A 14,700-nucleotide genomic window follows, 5' to 3' on the forward strand; every position below is an offset into this window, starting at 1 on the left:
TTTCCATGAACTTCGCATTGACCGACGAACAGCAGATGATCGTGGATACGGTCCGCGCCTTCGTCGAAACGGAAATCTATCCGCACGAAAACGAGGTCGAGCGCACCGGCCATGTGCCGCCGGAGCTCGGCCGGGAGATCGCCCGCAAGTGCAAGGAGATCGGCTTCTTCGGCTGCAACATGCCGGAGGAAGTGGGCGGCGCCGGCCTCGACCACACCTCCTTCACGCTCGTCGAGCGCGAGCTCGGCCGCGGCTCCATGGCGCTGACCGTCTTCTTCGGCCGCCCCTCCGGCATCCTGATGGCCTGCAACGACGCGCAGCGCGAAAAATACCTGCTGCCCGCCGTCAGCGGCGAGAAATTCGACGCCCTCGCCATGACCGAACCGGACGCCGGCTCGGACGTGCGCGGCATGAAGTGCTTTGCCCGCAAGGACGGCGACGACTGGATCGTCAACGGCACGAAACACTTCATCAGCCACGCCAACATCGCCGATTTCGTCATCGTCTTCATCGCCACCGGCGAGGAGGATACGCCGCGCGGCAAGAAGAAGCTGATCACCTGCTTCCTCGTCGACCGCGGCACGCCGGGCTTCGAGATCCGCGACGGCTACAATTCCGTCTCGCACCGCGGCTACAAGAACTGCATCCTCAATTTCGACGAATGCCGCCTGCCCTCCGCCCAGATCCTCGGCGAGGTGCACAAGGGTTTCGACATCGCCAACGACTGGCTCTACGCGACGCGCCTGACGGTCGCCGCCACCTCCGTCGGCCGCGCCCGCCGCGCCTTCGACTACGCCCTCAACTACGCCGCCGAGCGAAAGCAGTTCGGCAAGCCGATCGGCGCCAACCAGGGCGTCTCCTTCAAGCTCGCCGACATGATCACCGAGATCGATGCCGCCGACCTCCTGACGCTGTCGGCCGCCTGGCGGCTCGACCAGGGCCTGCCGTCGAACCGGGAGATCGCCTCGGCGAAGGTCTACGCCACGGAAATGCTTGCCCGCGTCACCGACGAGGCGATCCAGATCTTCGGCGGCATGGGCCTGATGGACGACCTGCCGCTCGCCCGCTTCTGGCGCGACGCCCGCGTCGAGCGCATCTGGGACGGCACGTCGGAAATCCAGCGGCACATCATCAGCCGCGACCTGCTCCGGCCGCTGGGGGCGTGAGCATGGCAGGCGTGGCCCGCAACACCCCCCTCTGCCCTGCCGGGCATCTCCCCCTCAAGGGGGGAGATCGGCAGGAGGCGAAAACTCCGCTTGATCGGCAACGCCGGCGGTGGGTTAAACGGTCCCCCATCCAATCTCCCCCCTTGAGGGGGAGATGCCCGGCAGGGCAGAGGGGGGTAAAGCCGTGACCCGCCCCCTCGACCGCCTCATCCGCCCGAAATCCATCGCCGTCTTCGGCGGCAAGGAAGCCCGCCGCGTCATCTACCAGTGCGACAAGATGGGCTTCTCCGGCGAAATCTGGCCGGTGCATCCGCGCGAGGAGGAGATCCTCGGCCGCAAATGCTACCGCTCGGTCGCCGACCTGCCCGGCGCGCCGGACGCCTCCTTCGTCGGCGTCAACCGTGAGCTGACCATCGGCATCATCCGCGACCTTGCGGCCCGCCGCGCGGGCGGGGCCGTCTGCTACGCCTCCGGTTTCCGCGAGGCCGTCAGCGAGCTTGCCGATGGCGACGACCTGCAGAAGGCGCTGGTTGCGGCCGCAGGTAGCATGCCGATCCTCGGGCCGAACTGCTACGGCTTCATCAACATGCTGGACGGCGCGCTGCTCTGGCCCGACCAGCACGGCATGCTGCGCATCGACAAGGGCGTCGCCGTCCTCACCCAGTCGTCCAACATCGCCTGCAACATTTCCATGCAGCAGCGCGGCCTGCCGCTCGCCTATATCCTGACCGCCGGCAACCAGGCCCAGACCGGCCTTGCCGATCTCGCCTGCGCGGTCCTCGAAGACCCGCGCGTCACCGCCGTCGGCCTGCATATCGAGGGCTTCGACAGCCTCGAAGCGCTGGAACGCCTCGGCCAGCGCGCCCGCGACCTGAAGAAGCCGGTCGTCACGCTGAAGGTCGGCAAGTCGGAACAGGCGCAGCTCGCCACCGTCTCGCACACCGCCTCCCTCGCCGGCAACGACGCGGTCTCCTCGGCCCTCCTCGCCCGTCTCGGCATCGGCCGCGTCGAGACGCTGCCGGAGCTTCTGGAAACGCTGAAGCTGCTGCATGTCGCCGGCCCCCTGCCGAACCACGACATCTCCTCGATGAGCTGCTCGGGAGGCGAGGCCTCGCTGATGGCCGATGCCGGGGTGAAGCGAAAGGTGAACTATCGCGCGCTCGAAGATTTCCAGCGCCAGCCGCTGCGCGAAACGCTCGGCCAGATGGTGACGATCTCCAACCCGCTCGACTACCATACCTTCGTCTGGGGCAACCGCGAGAAGCAGACCGCCGCCTTCACGACGATGATGCGGGGCGGCTACGGCCTGAACCTCGTCGTGCTCGATTTCCCCCGCCTCGACCGCTGCGATGCGGCCGACTGGGTCACCACCTGCCACGCCGTCATCGACGCCTCGAAAGCCGCGGGCGCGAATGCCGGCATCGTCGCCAGCATGGGCGAGAACATGCCGGAGGAAACGGCCGAGATGCTGATGCGGAACGGCGTCGTGCCCTTCTACGGCATCGAGGAGGCGCTTGCCGCCGCCGACGCCGCCGCCGGCATCGGCGAAGCCTGGGCCGGTCCGCAGTCTCGGCCGCTCCTCAAGGCGCCGGCCGGCGAAGGCGAGCCCGTCACCTTCACCGAGCATGAGGCCAAGCAGGCGCTTGCTGCCCATGGCCTGCCGGTGCCGAAGGGTCTTGTCGCCGAGACGGCGGACACGGCCGCCGACGCCGCCGAAACGCTCGGCTTCCCCGTCGTGCTGAAGGGCCTCGGCGTCGCGCACAAGACCGAGGCCGGGGCCGTCAAGCTGAACCTTGCGAGCCGCGAGGCCGTGCTGGAGGCCGCGAAGGCCATGGCCGGCGTCGCCTCCGGCTTCCTCATCGAGAAGATGGTGGGCAAGCCCGTCGCCGAACTCATCGTCGGCGCGATGCGCGATCCGGTGGCAGGCCCCGTCCTGACGATCGGCGCGGGCGGAATTCTCGTCGAACTGCTCGAGGATTCGGCGATCCTGACGCTGCCGACGAGCGAAACGGCCATCCGAGACGCCATATCCGGCCTCAAGGTCGCAAAGCTGCTCGGCGGCTATCGCGGCGCGCCGAAGGGCGATATCGACGCCCTTGTCGCCGCCGTCGCATCAGCGGCATCCTATGTCGTTTCAAACGCTTCAATAATCGAAGAACTGGACATTAATCCAATAATGGTGCTGCCGGAATGCGACGGTGTCGTCGCGGCCGATGCGCTGATCCGTCTGAGGAAAAACCCATGACCGGACCGATAAGACAGCGCCGCGAGGGCGGCATCCTGGAAGTGACGATCGATCGTCCAAAGGCGAACGCCATCGACCTTGCGACCAGCCGCATCATGGGAAAGATCTTCGCCGACTTTCGCGACGACGAGAGCCTGCGGGTCGCCATCGTCACCGGCGCGGGAGAGAAATTCTTCTGTCCGGGATGGGACCTGAAGGCCGCCGCCGCGGGCGACGCGGTCGATGGCGACTATGGCGTCGGCGGCTTCGGCGGCATGCAGGAACTGCGCGACCTCAACAAGCCGATCATCGCCGCCGTCAACGGCATCTGCTGCGGCGGTGGGCTTGAAATCGCGCTCTCCACCGACCTCATCCTCGCGGCCGAGCACGCGACCTTCGCCCTGCCGGAAATCCGCTCCGGCACGGTGGCCGACGCCGCCTCGATCAAGCTGCCGAAGCGCATCCCCTACCACATCGCCATGGACATGCTGCTGACCGGTCGCTGGCTGGATGTTCAGGAGGCGCATCGCTGGGGTTTCGTGAACGAGATCCTGCCCGCGGAAAAGCTGCTCGACCGGGCCTGGGAGCTCGCGCGCCTGCTCGAAAGCGGCCCGCCGCTCGTCTATGCCGCGATCAAGGAAGTGGTGCGCGCCGCCGAGGGCGAGACCTTCCAGGCGACGATGAACAAGATCACCCGCCGGCAATTCCGGACGGTCGATATCCTCTATTCCAGCGAGGACCAGCTCGAAGGCGCCCGCGCCTTCGCGGAAAAGCGCGATCCCGTCTGGAAGGGGCGATAGGAGAAGCGCCCCTGCATCGGGCGCGATCCGCGTTCCTCCATAAGCTCAGCTTGTGGCAGGAATAGATAATTTAGGACGTTACACGCGGCTTCTGCGTGGGTAGCTTATGAACAAAGCGCCGCATCCACGGCAGAAAGAGGAGGCTTTCGGGAGACGGAAATGCATTGCCACCGCCATAAAAAGCCGGTTGCAAGGTTGCCTTTGAGGACAAAAACAGAAATCCTGCCAATCATAACGACAAATGCCCACGAATGGGCCAGCGAAAGGGAACAGGGGAATGACTGATTACACCAGATATCTCACCAGCCAGGTCACGCTCGGCAGGATGAACCGCCGCGAATTCATGGGTCGCGCCGCCGCGTTCGGCATCACGCTCGCCGCCGCCGGCACCCTCTTCGACACCGCGGCCAAGGCGCAGGAACCCAAGCGCGGCGGCAATCTGAAACTGGGCCTGGAAGGCGCCGCCGCGACGGACTCCAAGGATCCGGCCAAGGCGCTCTCCCAGTTCATGTTCGTCGTCGGCCGGAACTGGGGCGACATGCTCGTCGAATCCGAGCCGCTGACCGGCCAGCCCGTGCCGGCGCTCGCCGAATCCTGGGAACCTTCCGCCGACGCCTCGACCTGGACGTTCAACATCCGCAAGGGCGTGAAATTCCACGACGGCAAGGAACTGACCGTCGATGATGTCATCAAGACGCTGCAGCGACACACCGACGAGAAGTCGGAATCGGGCGCGCTCGGCGTCATGAAGTCGATCAAGGAAATCAAGGCCGACGGCGACAAGCTGGTGCTGGTGCTGACGGAAGGCAATGCCGACCTGCCGCTGCTGCTCACCGACTACCATCTCGTCATCCAGCCGAACGGCGGCCTCGACGATCCGAACGCCATGATCGGCACCGGCCCCTACAAGGTGACGAGCTTCGAGGCGGGCGTGCGCGCCACCTTCGAGCGCAACACGGACGACTGGCGCCAGGACCGCGGCTTCGTCGACACGATCGAGATGATCGCGATGAACGACGCGACGGCCCGCATCGCCGCGCTCTCCTCCGGCCAGGTGCACTATATCAACCGCGTCGATCCGAAGACGGTCGATCTCCTGAAGCGCGCGCCGACCGTGGAAATCCTCTCCACCTCCGGCCGCGGGCACTACGTCTTCATCATGCATTGCAACACGGCGCCGTTCGACAATGTCGATCTGCGCCTGGCGCTGAAATATGCGATGGACCGCGAGACCATGCTGGAGAAGGTGCTCGGCGGCTACGGCAAGGTCGGCAACGACTTCCCGATCAACGAGACCTATGCCCTCTTCCCCGAAGGCATCGAGCAGCGCGCCTACGACCCGGACAAGGCGTCCTTCCACTACAAGAAGTCCGGTCACAGCGGCTCGGTCCTCCTGCGCACGTCGGACGTCGCCTTCCCGGGCGCCGTCGACGCCGCGGTCCTCTACCAGGAAAGCGCCAAGAAGGCCGGCATCGAGATCGAGGTGAAGCGCGAGCCCGGCGACGGCTACTGGTCGAACGTCTGGAACGTCCAGCCCTTCTCCACCTCCTACTGGGGCGGCCGCCCGACGCAGGACCAGATGTATTCCACCGCCTATCTCTCGACGGCGGACTGGAACGACACCCGCTTCCTGCGCGAGGACTTCGACAAGCTGCTGCTCGAGGCCCGCTCGGAACTCGACGAGGCCAAGCGCAAGGACATGTACCGCACCATGGCCATGATGGTGCGTGACGAGGGCGGCCTGATCCTGCCGATGTTCAACGACTTCGTGAACGCCTGCGGCAAGAACGTGAAGGGCTACGTCCACGACATCGGCAACGACATGTCGAACGGATATGTCGCAACCCGCGTGTGGCTCGACGCCTGATGACCGGCAACGGACCGGCGCACGGTCCGGAGCTGACAGCAACGGCGGCTGCGGGCGAAGCCCCGCAGTCTGCCGGCGTTGCCGGGTCGGTTGCGTCCACTGGAGCCCCCGTCGACGAAGGCACGCCTTCGTTCTGGGCGAAACTCAGCAAGAGCAGCCCCCTGGTTGCGCTCATCCTGCAACGCCTCGCGCTCAGCGTGGCCTTGCTCTTCGCCGTGTCCCTGATGATCTTCGGGGGCGTGGAAGCCTTGCCGGGCGATTTCGCGACGACCTATCTCGGCCAGTCCGCAACGCCCCAGGCCATCGAGAACATCCGCAAGGACCTCGGCCTCGACCAGCCGGCCACCACACGCTACTTCAAGTGGCTCGGCGGCGCGATCCAGGGCGATTTCGGCAATTCCTGGGCGTCCAAGAACTCGGTCAGCGAGCAGATCGGCAAGCGCCTCGGCAATTCGCTGTTCCTCGCCTTCTTCGCGGCGATCATCTCGGTGCCGCTCGCGGTCGGCCTCGGCATGCTCGCGGTGCAATACCGCAACCGCATGCCCGACAAGATCATCAACGTCATCTCGCTGGCGGCGATCTCGCTGCCGGAATTCTTCGTCGGCTACCTCCTGATCCTGTTCTTCGCCGTGCAGATGGGCGTCGCGACCTTCCCGGCGACGGTCTACGATTCGATGACGATCGGCCAGCGCCTGTCGGCCATCGCCCTGCCGACCGCCACCCTCGTCCTCGTCGTGCTCGCCCACATGATGCGCATGACGCGGGCGGCGATCCTCAACGTCATGTCCTCGGCCTATGTCGAGACGGCGGAGCTGAAGGGGCTTTCGAGCCTGCGCATCATCGCCAGGCACGCGGCGCCGAACGCCGTCGCGCCGGTCATCAATGTCATCGCGCTCAACCTCGCCTATCTCGTGGTCGGCGTGGTCGTCGTCGAGGTGGTCTTCGTCTATCCCGGCATGGGCCAGTACATGGTCGACGCCGTGACGGTGCGCGACATGCCGGTGGTGCAGGCCTGCGGCCTGATCTTCGCCGCCTTCTATATCTTCCTCAACATGTTCGCCGACATCCTCGCGATCGTCGCGAACCCCAGATTGAGGCACCCGCGATGAGACTTTCCACCATCCCTATCAGCGCATGGGTCGGCATCCTGGGCATCCTGCTCGCCGTCTTCTGCGCCCTCTTCGCCCCGCTCATCGCCCCCTATGGCGAAAGCCAGATCGTCGGCGCCGTCTGGCAGCCGATGGGCGGCGACCATCTGCTCGGCACCGACAATCTCGGCCGCGACCTCTTCTCGCGGCTGATCTTCGGCGCGCGCACCACGATCTTCGTAGCGCTGGCGGCGACCGTGCTCTCCTTCTCGCTCGGCATGCTGCTCTCCTTCACGGCGGCGGTGACGGGCGGGTTCGTCGACCAGGCCTTCTCGCGCTTCAACGATCTGATGATGGCGATCCCGACGCTGATCTTCGCCCTCGTCGTGCTCGCCGTGCTGCCGCAGCAGCTCTGGATCCTCATCCTCGTGATGGCGGTCCTCGACAGTACCCGCGTCTACCGCATCGGCCGCGCCGTCGCGCTCGACGTGGCGGTCATGGAATTCGTGGAGGCGGCAAGGCTGCGCGGCGAAGGCACGGGCTGGATCATCTTCCGGGAGATCCTGCCCAACACGCTCTCGCCGCTGCTCGCCGAATTCGGCCTGCGCTTCGCCTTCTCGATCCTCTTCCTCTCCACCCTCTCCTTCCTCGGCCTCGGCATCCAGCCGCCGGCGGCGGACTGGGGCGGCATGGTGAAGGACAACAAGGACGGCATCATCTTCGGCATTTCCGCAGCCCTCATTCCGGGCGGGGCGATCGCCGGGCTCGCCATCTGCGTCAACCTCGTCGTCGACTGGCTGATGAAACGAACCTCCAGCCTCAAGGGAGGGCGCGGCGATGCCTGATCTTCTTTCCGTCCGCAACCTCAAGATCGAGGCGACCAGCTATCCGCCGGGCGAACCGCCGAAGACCGTGACGCTCGTCGAAGGCGTGAACTTCGACGTGCAAAAGGGCAAGGTGCTCGGCCTCATCGGCGAATCGGGCGCCGGCAAGTCGACCATCGGCCTCACCGCGCTCGCCTATGGCCGCGGCGGCGTGCGCATCACCGGCGGCGAGGTCAAGCTCAACGGCGAGGACCTGTTGAAGCTCGGTCCGGCCGGCATCCGCAAGGTGCGCGGCTGCAAGGTCTGCTACGTCGCGCAGTCCGCGGCAGCGGCTTTCAACCCTGCCCACCGGCTCGGCGAGCAGGTGATCGAGGCCTCGCTGAAGCACGGCGTCATGGGCCGTGCGGAGGCGGAAAAGCGCGCGCTCTACCTCTTCAAGGTGCTCGGCCTGCCAAGCCCGGAAACCTTCGGCCAGCGCTATCCACACCAGGTCTCCGGCGGCCAGCTCCAGCGCGCCATGACCGCCATGGCGCTCTGCCCGAACCCTGAACTCATCGTCTTCGACGAGCCGACCACCGCGCTCGACGTGACGACGCAGATCGACGTGCTCGCCGCCATCAAGCACGCCATCGAGGAGACCCACACCGCCGCGCTCTACATCACCCACGACCTTGCGGTCGTCGCGCAGATCACGGACGACATCCTCGTGCTCCGGCACGGCAAGATGGTGGAATACGGCTCGGTGAAGCAGATCATCGAGGCGCCGACGCAGGACTATACCCGGGCGCTGGTCAACGTGCGCGGCACCAAGCGCGAGGAGGCGCCCGACCAGTCGGACACGCTCCTCAAGGTCGACAACATCACCGCCGGCTATTCCAACGGCTTCAAGGTGCTGCAGAACGTCTCGCTGCACCTGCCGAAGGGCCAGACGCTCGCGGTCGTCGGCGAATCCGGTTCCGGCAAGTCCACCCTCGCCCGCGTCATCACCGGCCTGCTGCCGCCGCAGGAGGGCACGATCAGCTTCGACGGCACGCCTCTGCCGCGGGCGCTGAAGGGCCGGACGAACGACCAGCTCCGCCGCATCCAGATGATCTACCAGATGGCCGATACCGCGATGAATCCGCGCCAGACGGTGCGCGACATCATCGGCCGGCCGCTCACCTTCTACTACGGCCTTCGCGGGGCCAGGAAGACCGAGCGGGTGAAGGAACTGCTGGAGCAGATCGAGATGGGCGGCCGCTTCGCCGACCGTTATCCGGCGGAGCTCTCCGGCGGCCAGAAGCAGCGCGTCGCCATCGCACGGGCGCTGGCGGCCCAGCCGGAGCTCATCCTCTGCGACGAGCCGACCTCCGCGCTCGACCCGCTGGTGGCCGAAGGCATCCTGAAGCTTCTCCTGAAACTCCAGGACGAGACCCACGTCTCCTACATGTTCATCACCCACGACATCGCCATCGTGCGCGCCATCGCCGATTCGGTGGCCGTGATGCACCGCGGCCGCCTCGTGCGCTTCGGCCCGAAATCGAAGGTGCTCTCGCCGCCCTTCGACGACTACACCGACCTGCTTTTGAAATCGGTCCCCGAAATGGAGATCGGCTGGCTGGAGAAGGTGCTGACGACACGCCGCATGGAAAGCGCCGGCAACTGACGGAAGCGGGCGGCCAAGGCCGCCCGTCTGACTTTTGAGAGCTCGCTCAAGCCTCTCCACTCGTCATCCTCGGGCTTGACCCGAGGATCCACGCGGCAGTCCCGGCGCTTACAGACGACCATCCCGGTACCTGCGGATGGTGGATCCTCGGGTCAAGCCCGCGGATGACGATGGAGAATGGAGCGAGGTTTAGCAAAACAAGACAGCTCCATGAACTGCATAGCTCCACTCAATTCTGCGTGCAGGCCACATCCCCCAGCCGGCTGGCCGATTCGCCTTCGGCCATTACCGTCTCCTCGCCACGCGCCGTGCAATTGCCCTTCTCGCCGACGCCCGTGCGGAATTTCACCATGGGCTGGCCCTCGATCATGATGCTCGGCACGATCTCGTAGAGTTCCGGCGGGCAGTTCACCACGTCGGAGAGGCGCAGCGCCGGCGCACCGCCGATGAAGACGCTCTTCGAACCGGACATGGCGCAGGATGGAATGGGCTGCGGCGCATCCTCGGCCACGGAAACGGACGGCCCCGCCGCCCCGAGAGCGAAGCCCAGAAAGGCACCCGCAAACCGCAAAGATTTCATCATCTGTCTCCCTTTTCACGCGCCGCACGCGACAGCGCACGCAACGTTTCCAATGCCCGTTCGCCATCCCGCTCCGGCACGAATATATGGTCGTGATGGTAGCCGGCAACCACGTTGGCGCTGATCCCCTGCCCCGTCAGCGCCGTCGCGAAGGCCGCCGTCAGCCCCACCGCCTCCAGCGAGGAGTGCACGGTGAGCGTGATCATCCGCATCGGCGGGCTTGCCGCCAGCCCTTCCGCCGCCTCGGCCGGCAGGATCAGCGTCACGCCCTCCGCCTCGCGGAAGAGACCGACCGGCCCGCGAGAAAGATGGTCTTCCAGATCCCCGGCCGGCACGCAGGCATAGACGAAGGCCCCGTCCGCCAGCGCCGGCTCCATCGTCGCCAGCAATGCGTCGAGATCGGTGATCCCGCTCATGGATTCGCCATCCGGCGCACGGCATCGCACAGCGCCGCAAAACCGGCCTTCGCTCCCGCGCTCATGAATCGCGCGCGCAGCCAGGCGTGGATCATCTGCTTCTCCTCGCGAAACTCCACCGGAACACCGGCAAGCGCCAGCCGCGCCGCATAGGCCCGCGCATCGTCGCGCAACGGATCGAAATGGGCGCCGGTGATGAAGGCGGGCGGCAGGCCGGCAAGGTTTTCCGCCCGCAACGGGAAGGCATGCACGGCCTCCTCCGGCGCCTTGTAGACCTCGCGGTAATAGGCGACGTCGGCGGTCGAAAGACCCGGCGCCTCGGCCATCTCCAGATAGGAGCCGGAGGCGAGGTCGCCGCCGAGGCCCGGATAGACCAGCGCCTGCCCGGCAATGCCCGTCAGCCCCTCGTCGCGCGCCTTCAGCACGATGCCGGCGGCAAGGTTGCCGCCCGCGCTGTCGCCGACCACCACGACCGGGTGGCTTTCCAGGAGAAGCTCGATCAGCACGGCCCAGCAATCGTCGAAAGCGGCGGGCCAGACATGCTCCGGCGACAGGCGGTAATCGACGGACACGAGCTCGGCGCCCGCGGCCTCGGAAAGCTCGGCACAGATCGCATCATGGCTGTCGAGCGAGCCGACGACGAAGCCGCCGCCGTGGATGTAGAAAAGCCGCGTCGCGCTCGTCACCGCCGCCGGGCGATAACGGCGCACCGGGATGCGCCCCGCGATGACACCGTCCTGCTTGATCATGCCCGCCGGCGGCGGCGCGTCGAAGGCGGCGCAGAGCGCATCGTACCAGCCGCGCTGCTGCCCGATATCCGCGTCGACGGCATCGGCTGGATAAAAATCCTCGCAGCGCTTGTGGAAGGCCAGGATGCCCTCCTCGGTCGGCATGGGGCGTTCGGTCATGGCGGCTCCTCGTTGCCGGCGCCGTTCCGGCGTGACGGAATGGGCGCCGGGGCGTGTCCTGTCGCATTGTCCGGTGCCGGAGCGGCGCTGCCCCGGCTGGAAATGGCGGGGATCATAGCAGCGCGCGCCCCGCGCGCCTGTCCCGTCCGCGGCTTTCCCAAGGAATTTTCGGCGCTTGCCTCGCCCGCGCCGGGCATATTAACTGTCGCCATGGCGTTCACCTTCCGGCAACTGCAATATTTCGTCGCCGTCGCGGAGCAGGGTTCCGTGACGCGCGCGGCGCAAAACCTCTCGATCTCGCAATCCTCGATCACCGAGGCGATCAAGGAGCTCGAATCCGACCTCGGCGTCGAGCTGTTCGAGCGCCATCCGCGCGGCCTCACGACGACGCACAACGGCCACCAGTTCCTGCGCCACGCCACGAAGATCCTCGCGAACGTCTCGGATGCCCGCCGCTCCTTCTCCGACAACCGCACGGCGGAAAAGGGCCAGCTCAATCTCGGCGTCACCTCCCTCGTCGCCGGCTACGTGCTGTCGGACCTGCTCTCGCGCTATCGCCGCGCCTTTCCCGGCATCGAGGTGAGCGCCATCGAGGACAACGGCTCCTATCTGGAGCATCTCCTGGTCGGCGGCGAGCTGGACGTCGCCGTCATGGTCATCTCGAACCTGCGCGACCGCATGGCGCTGCAGGCGGAGATCCTCGAAACCTCGCCCTACCGCCTCTGGCTGCCGATCGGCCATCCGCTCGTCTCGGCCGACATCATCTCCGTCAGCGACATCGCCAAGGAGCCGCTGATCATGCTGACGGTCGACGAAATCGAGGAGAACACCGGCAAGCTGCTGACCGCGCTCGGCGCCCGCCCGCATGTCGCCTTCCGCACCCGCTCGGTGGAGGCGGTGCGCAGCCTCGTCGCGACAGGCGCCGGCATCGCGCTCCTGCCCGACCTCGTCTATCGCCCCTGGTCGCTGGAAGGCGACCGCATCGAAAGCCGCGACGTGTCGGGGGCGCTTCCCGTCGTGCAGGTCGGCATGGTCTGGCGCAAGGGCTCCAGCCTGCCGCAGGCGGCAAGGGATTTCGTCGGGCTGGCCGAGGCGCTGCGGAGCGGTCGGGGACGGTAGCGGCGGCATCGAACCTCTTCCTGCGGCTTCATCCCCGCACGCCAGCGCGCCGGGGTTTTGCGGGAGCATTCGGACGGGGCGCTGGAGGCTGCCTCGACTGAATGTTTGTATGCGGCACCGTCCAGCGCCCCGTTCGGCGGTTTTTGCCCGCGACTTCGGCCTCTCTGCGATGGCGGGGTACGTGGGAACGGTGGCGCGCCCTTCCGAAGAAGGGGTCATGCACGCCCTCAGGGTTCACGGTGCCGCAGCCACGACTGCCGGTCGGCACCGTCTTCCACTGCGCCATGCGAGCGGGGGGGAAGCCCCCGGACGCCGCATGGTGCAGCCGCCATGTTGTGTGCCACACAGGCACGCCCGGCGACGTGATCGGGGCAAAACGGCGGTCCGGTCCGACGCCCCGCCATTTCCCCCGTTTCGCCGGAGGGAGACCATTTTCCGCGCGCCCGGTGCGTCAAGGTGTGCGTCGCCCCCTCACGCCCCGCGCCGACCCCGCCTCGCCGCAACGCCTTGCGGTGTATCCGCGGCGGGATGGGAGGATTGTAGGCACGGGGTTGAGGGGTGGGGAAAATGCGGGGCGTGTTTTTTGGCGGCGAGGGCGTGCCGTGGGGCGTGGGTCCTCGGGTCAAGCCCGAGGATGACGGAGAGGAGGAGAGGTTGCCAGCCCCTTTGCCGGTGCGGCATCCGGCTCCCTTGCTTCAGCCCTAATCCTCTCTTCTTTCGTCATCCTCGGGCTTGACCCGAGGATCCACAAGACGCGGTACGCCCTCGCCGCTTTCGGAATTTCCGATACCGGCATTCTGATTAATGAATTTGCGAAAGCGGCGAAAGCGCGGCACCTTCTCATCCGGGAACAATACCGCAGACAAGCGGACCAAACCGGGAGACTGTCATGAAGCGACTTCTGCATTCCTGCACCGCGCTTACCCTTTCGCTCGCCTTCGCCACCGCCGCCATCGCCCAGGAGCCGCTGAAGGAGCTCGGGCCCGGCGAGGGCGAAGTCTCCATCGTCGCCTGGGCCGGCTATATCGAGCGCGGCGAGACGGACAAGAACTATGACTGGGTCACCGAATTCGAGAAGAAGACGAGCTGCAAGGTGACGGTGAAGACCGCCGCCACCTCGGATGAAATGGTGGCGCTGATGAACGAGGGCGGCTTCGACCTCGTCACCGCCTCGGGCGATGCTTCGCTCCGCCTCGTCGCGGGCAAGCGCGTGCAGCCGATCAACACCGACCTCATCCCGAGCTGGAAGACCGTCGACGAGCGCCTGCAGAACGCGCCCTGGCACACGGTGAACGGCGTGCACTACGGCACGCCCTATCTCTGGGGGCCGAACGTGCTGATGTACAACACCGAGGCCTTCAAGGACGCGGCGCCGACGAGCTGGAAGGTCGTCTTCGAAGAGATGACGCTGCCGGACGGCAAGTCGAACAAGGGCCGCGTGCAGGCCTATGACGGCCCGATCCACATCGCCGACGCCGCGACCTACCTGATGGCGCACAAGCCGGACCTCGGCATCAAGGACCCCTACGAACTCAACGAGGACCAGTACAAGGCCGCGCTCGACCTGCTTCGCGTCCAGCGCACGCTGGTCGGCCGCTACTGGCACGACGCGATGATCCAGATCGACGACTTCAAGAACGAGGGCGTCGTCGCCTCCGGCTCCTGGCCGTTCCAGGTGAACCTGATGCAGGCGGAAAAGCAGCCGATCGCCTCGACCTTCCCGGAAGAGGGCGTGACGGGCTGGTCGGACACGACCATGCTGCATGCCGAAAGCCAGCATCCGAACTGCGCCTATATGTGGATGGAGCATTCGCTTTCCGCCAAGGTGCAGGGCGATGCCGCCGCCTGGTTCGGCGCGGTTCCCTCGGTCCCGGCGGCCTGCAAGGGCAATGCGCTCTTGACCGACGAGGGGTGCTCGACCAACGGTTTCGACAATTTCGAGAAGATCCGCTTCTGGCGCACGCCGGTGACCAAGTGCGAAAGCCAGGGGGAATGCGTGCCGTATCACCGCTGGGTCTCCGACTATATCGGCGTGATCGGCGGGCGTTGAGGTAAAACGGCGC

At 66.3% G+C, this 14,700-nt stretch carries 12 protein-coding genes; 9 read left to right on the forward strand and 3 right to left on the reverse strand.

The genetic code is table 11. The annotated features are described in order from the left end of the window. The first annotated feature begins 5 nt into the window (after positions 1–5). The 7 genes from MUU56_RS08330 to MUU56_RS08360 all read left to right on the forward strand — a co-directional run bounded on the left by MUU56_RS08330 (position 6) and on the right by MUU56_RS08360 (position 9,614). Positions 6–1,166, forward strand: coding sequence for an acyl-CoA dehydrogenase family protein (locus MUU56_RS08330; protein ID WP_244766847.1), 1,161 nt, complete (start codon positions 6–8; stop codon positions 1,164–1,166). A gap of 154 nt (positions 1,167–1,320) precedes the next feature. After that, on the forward strand, positions 1,321–3,411 hold the full coding sequence (locus tag MUU56_RS08335; protein WP_244766848.1) for an acetate--CoA ligase family protein: 2,091 nt from the start codon (positions 1,321–1,323) through the stop codon (positions 3,409–3,411). Beyond that, on the forward strand, positions 3,408–4,190 hold the full coding sequence (locus MUU56_RS08340) for a carnitinyl-CoA dehydratase (RefSeq protein WP_244766849.1): 783 nt from the start codon (positions 3,408–3,410) through the stop codon (positions 4,188–4,190). Before MUU56_RS08335 ends, MUU56_RS08340 begins: the two co-directional genes overlap by 4 nt. 277 nt (positions 4,191–4,467) lie before the next feature. Continuing rightward, positions 4,468–6,057: an ABC transporter substrate-binding protein gene (locus MUU56_RS08345; RefSeq protein WP_244766850.1), complete on the forward strand. Its 1,590-nt coding sequence runs from the start codon at positions 4,468–4,470 to the stop codon at positions 6,055–6,057. Then, positions 6,057–7,166, forward strand: coding sequence for an ABC transporter permease (locus tag MUU56_RS08350; protein ID WP_280530980.1), 1,110 nt, complete (start codon positions 6,057–6,059; stop codon positions 7,164–7,166). Before MUU56_RS08345 ends, MUU56_RS08350 begins: the two co-directional genes overlap by 1 nt. After that, positions 7,163–7,990: an ABC transporter permease gene (locus MUU56_RS08355; RefSeq protein ID WP_244766852.1), complete on the forward strand. Its 828-nt coding sequence runs from the start codon at positions 7,163–7,165 to the stop codon at positions 7,988–7,990. Before MUU56_RS08350 ends, MUU56_RS08355 begins: the two co-directional genes overlap by 4 nt. Further along, complete coding sequence (locus MUU56_RS08360; RefSeq protein WP_244766853.1) at positions 7,983–9,614, forward strand: ABC transporter ATP-binding protein; 1,632 nt, start codon at positions 7,983–7,985, stop codon at positions 9,612–9,614. Before MUU56_RS08355 ends, MUU56_RS08360 begins: the two co-directional genes overlap by 8 nt. 229 nt (positions 9,615–9,843) lie before the next feature. Here the strand turns inward: MUU56_RS08360 and MUU56_RS08365 are convergent, their stop codons facing one another. From MUU56_RS08365 to MUU56_RS08375, 3 genes are read right to left on the reverse strand one after another with little or no spacing between them, the layout of a single operon-like run. Next, positions 9,844–10,194: a PAAR domain-containing protein gene (locus tag MUU56_RS08365; RefSeq protein ID WP_244766854.1), complete on the reverse strand. Its 351-nt coding sequence runs from the start codon at positions 10,192–10,194 to the stop codon at positions 9,844–9,846. Further along, positions 10,194–10,610 (reverse strand): ACT domain-containing protein, encoded by a 417-nt coding sequence (locus MUU56_RS08370; protein WP_244766855.1) that lies wholly within the window; start codon positions 10,608–10,610, stop codon positions 10,194–10,196. Before MUU56_RS08370 ends, MUU56_RS08365 begins: the two co-directional genes overlap by 1 nt. Continuing rightward, positions 10,607–11,518 carry an alpha/beta hydrolase gene (locus tag MUU56_RS08375; protein WP_244766856.1) on the reverse strand — a complete coding sequence of 304 codons (912 nt, stop codon included), beginning with the start codon at positions 11,516–11,518 and terminating at the stop codon, positions 10,607–10,609. The genes MUU56_RS08370 and MUU56_RS08375 overlap by 4 nt, the downstream gene beginning before the upstream one ends. A gap of 210 nt (positions 11,519–11,728) precedes the next feature. On the opposite strand from MUU56_RS08375, the gene MUU56_RS08380 reads away from it, so the two are divergent. Next, complete coding sequence (locus MUU56_RS08380) at positions 11,729–12,637, forward strand: LysR family transcriptional regulator (RefSeq protein WP_133032813.1); 909 nt, start codon at positions 11,729–11,731, stop codon at positions 12,635–12,637. Positions 12,638–13,526: 889 nt separating this feature from the next. Then, entirely contained in the window at positions 13,527–14,687 is a 1,161-nt protein-coding gene (locus MUU56_RS08385) for an ABC transporter substrate-binding protein (RefSeq protein WP_244766857.1), read from the forward strand. Positions 14,688–14,700: the final 13 nt, after the last annotated feature.

Source organism: Shinella yambaruensis (genome assembly GCF_022899355.1).
In the GTDB taxonomy this organism is placed as follows: Bacteria; Pseudomonadota; Alphaproteobacteria; order Rhizobiales; family Rhizobiaceae; genus Shinella; species Shinella yambaruensis.

Bases quoted from the DNA above. Each gene is read 5' to 3' on its own strand.
- MUU56_RS08330 (WP_244766847.1), top strand. From the start codon at position 6: ATGAACTTCGCATTGACCGACGAACAGCAGATGATCGTGGATACGGTC.
- MUU56_RS08335 (WP_244766848.1), top strand. From the start codon at position 1,321: ATGCCCGGCAGGGCAGAGGGGGGTAAAGCCGTGACCCGCCCCCTCGAC.
- MUU56_RS08340 (WP_244766849.1), top strand. From the start codon at position 3,408: ATGACCGGACCGATAAGACAGCGCCGCGAGGGCGGCATCCTGGAAGTG.
- MUU56_RS08345 (WP_244766850.1), top strand. From the start codon at position 4,468: ATGACTGATTACACCAGATATCTCACCAGCCAGGTCACGCTCGGCAGG.
- MUU56_RS08350 (WP_280530980.1), top strand. From the start codon at position 6,057: ATGACCGGCAACGGACCGGCGCACGGTCCGGAGCTGACAGCAACGGCG.
- MUU56_RS08355 (WP_244766852.1), top strand. From the start codon at position 7,163: ATGAGACTTTCCACCATCCCTATCAGCGCATGGGTCGGCATCCTGGGC.
- MUU56_RS08360 (WP_244766853.1), top strand. From the start codon at position 7,983: ATGCCTGATCTTCTTTCCGTCCGCAACCTCAAGATCGAGGCGACCAGC.
- MUU56_RS08365 (WP_244766854.1), bottom strand. From the start codon at position 10,194: ATGAAATCTTTGCGGTTTGCGGGTGCCTTTCTGGGCTTCGCTCTCGGG.
- MUU56_RS08370 (WP_244766855.1), bottom strand. From the start codon at position 10,610: ATGAGCGGGATCACCGATCTCGACGCATTGCTGGCGACGATGGAGCCG.
- MUU56_RS08375 (WP_244766856.1), bottom strand. From the start codon at position 11,518: ATGACCGAACGCCCCATGCCGACCGAGGAGGGCATCCTGGCCTTCCAC.
- MUU56_RS08380 (WP_133032813.1), top strand. From the start codon at position 11,729: ATGGCGTTCACCTTCCGGCAACTGCAATATTTCGTCGCCGTCGCGGAG.
- MUU56_RS08385 (WP_244766857.1), top strand. From the start codon at position 13,527: ATGAAGCGACTTCTGCATTCCTGCACCGCGCTTACCCTTTCGCTCGCC.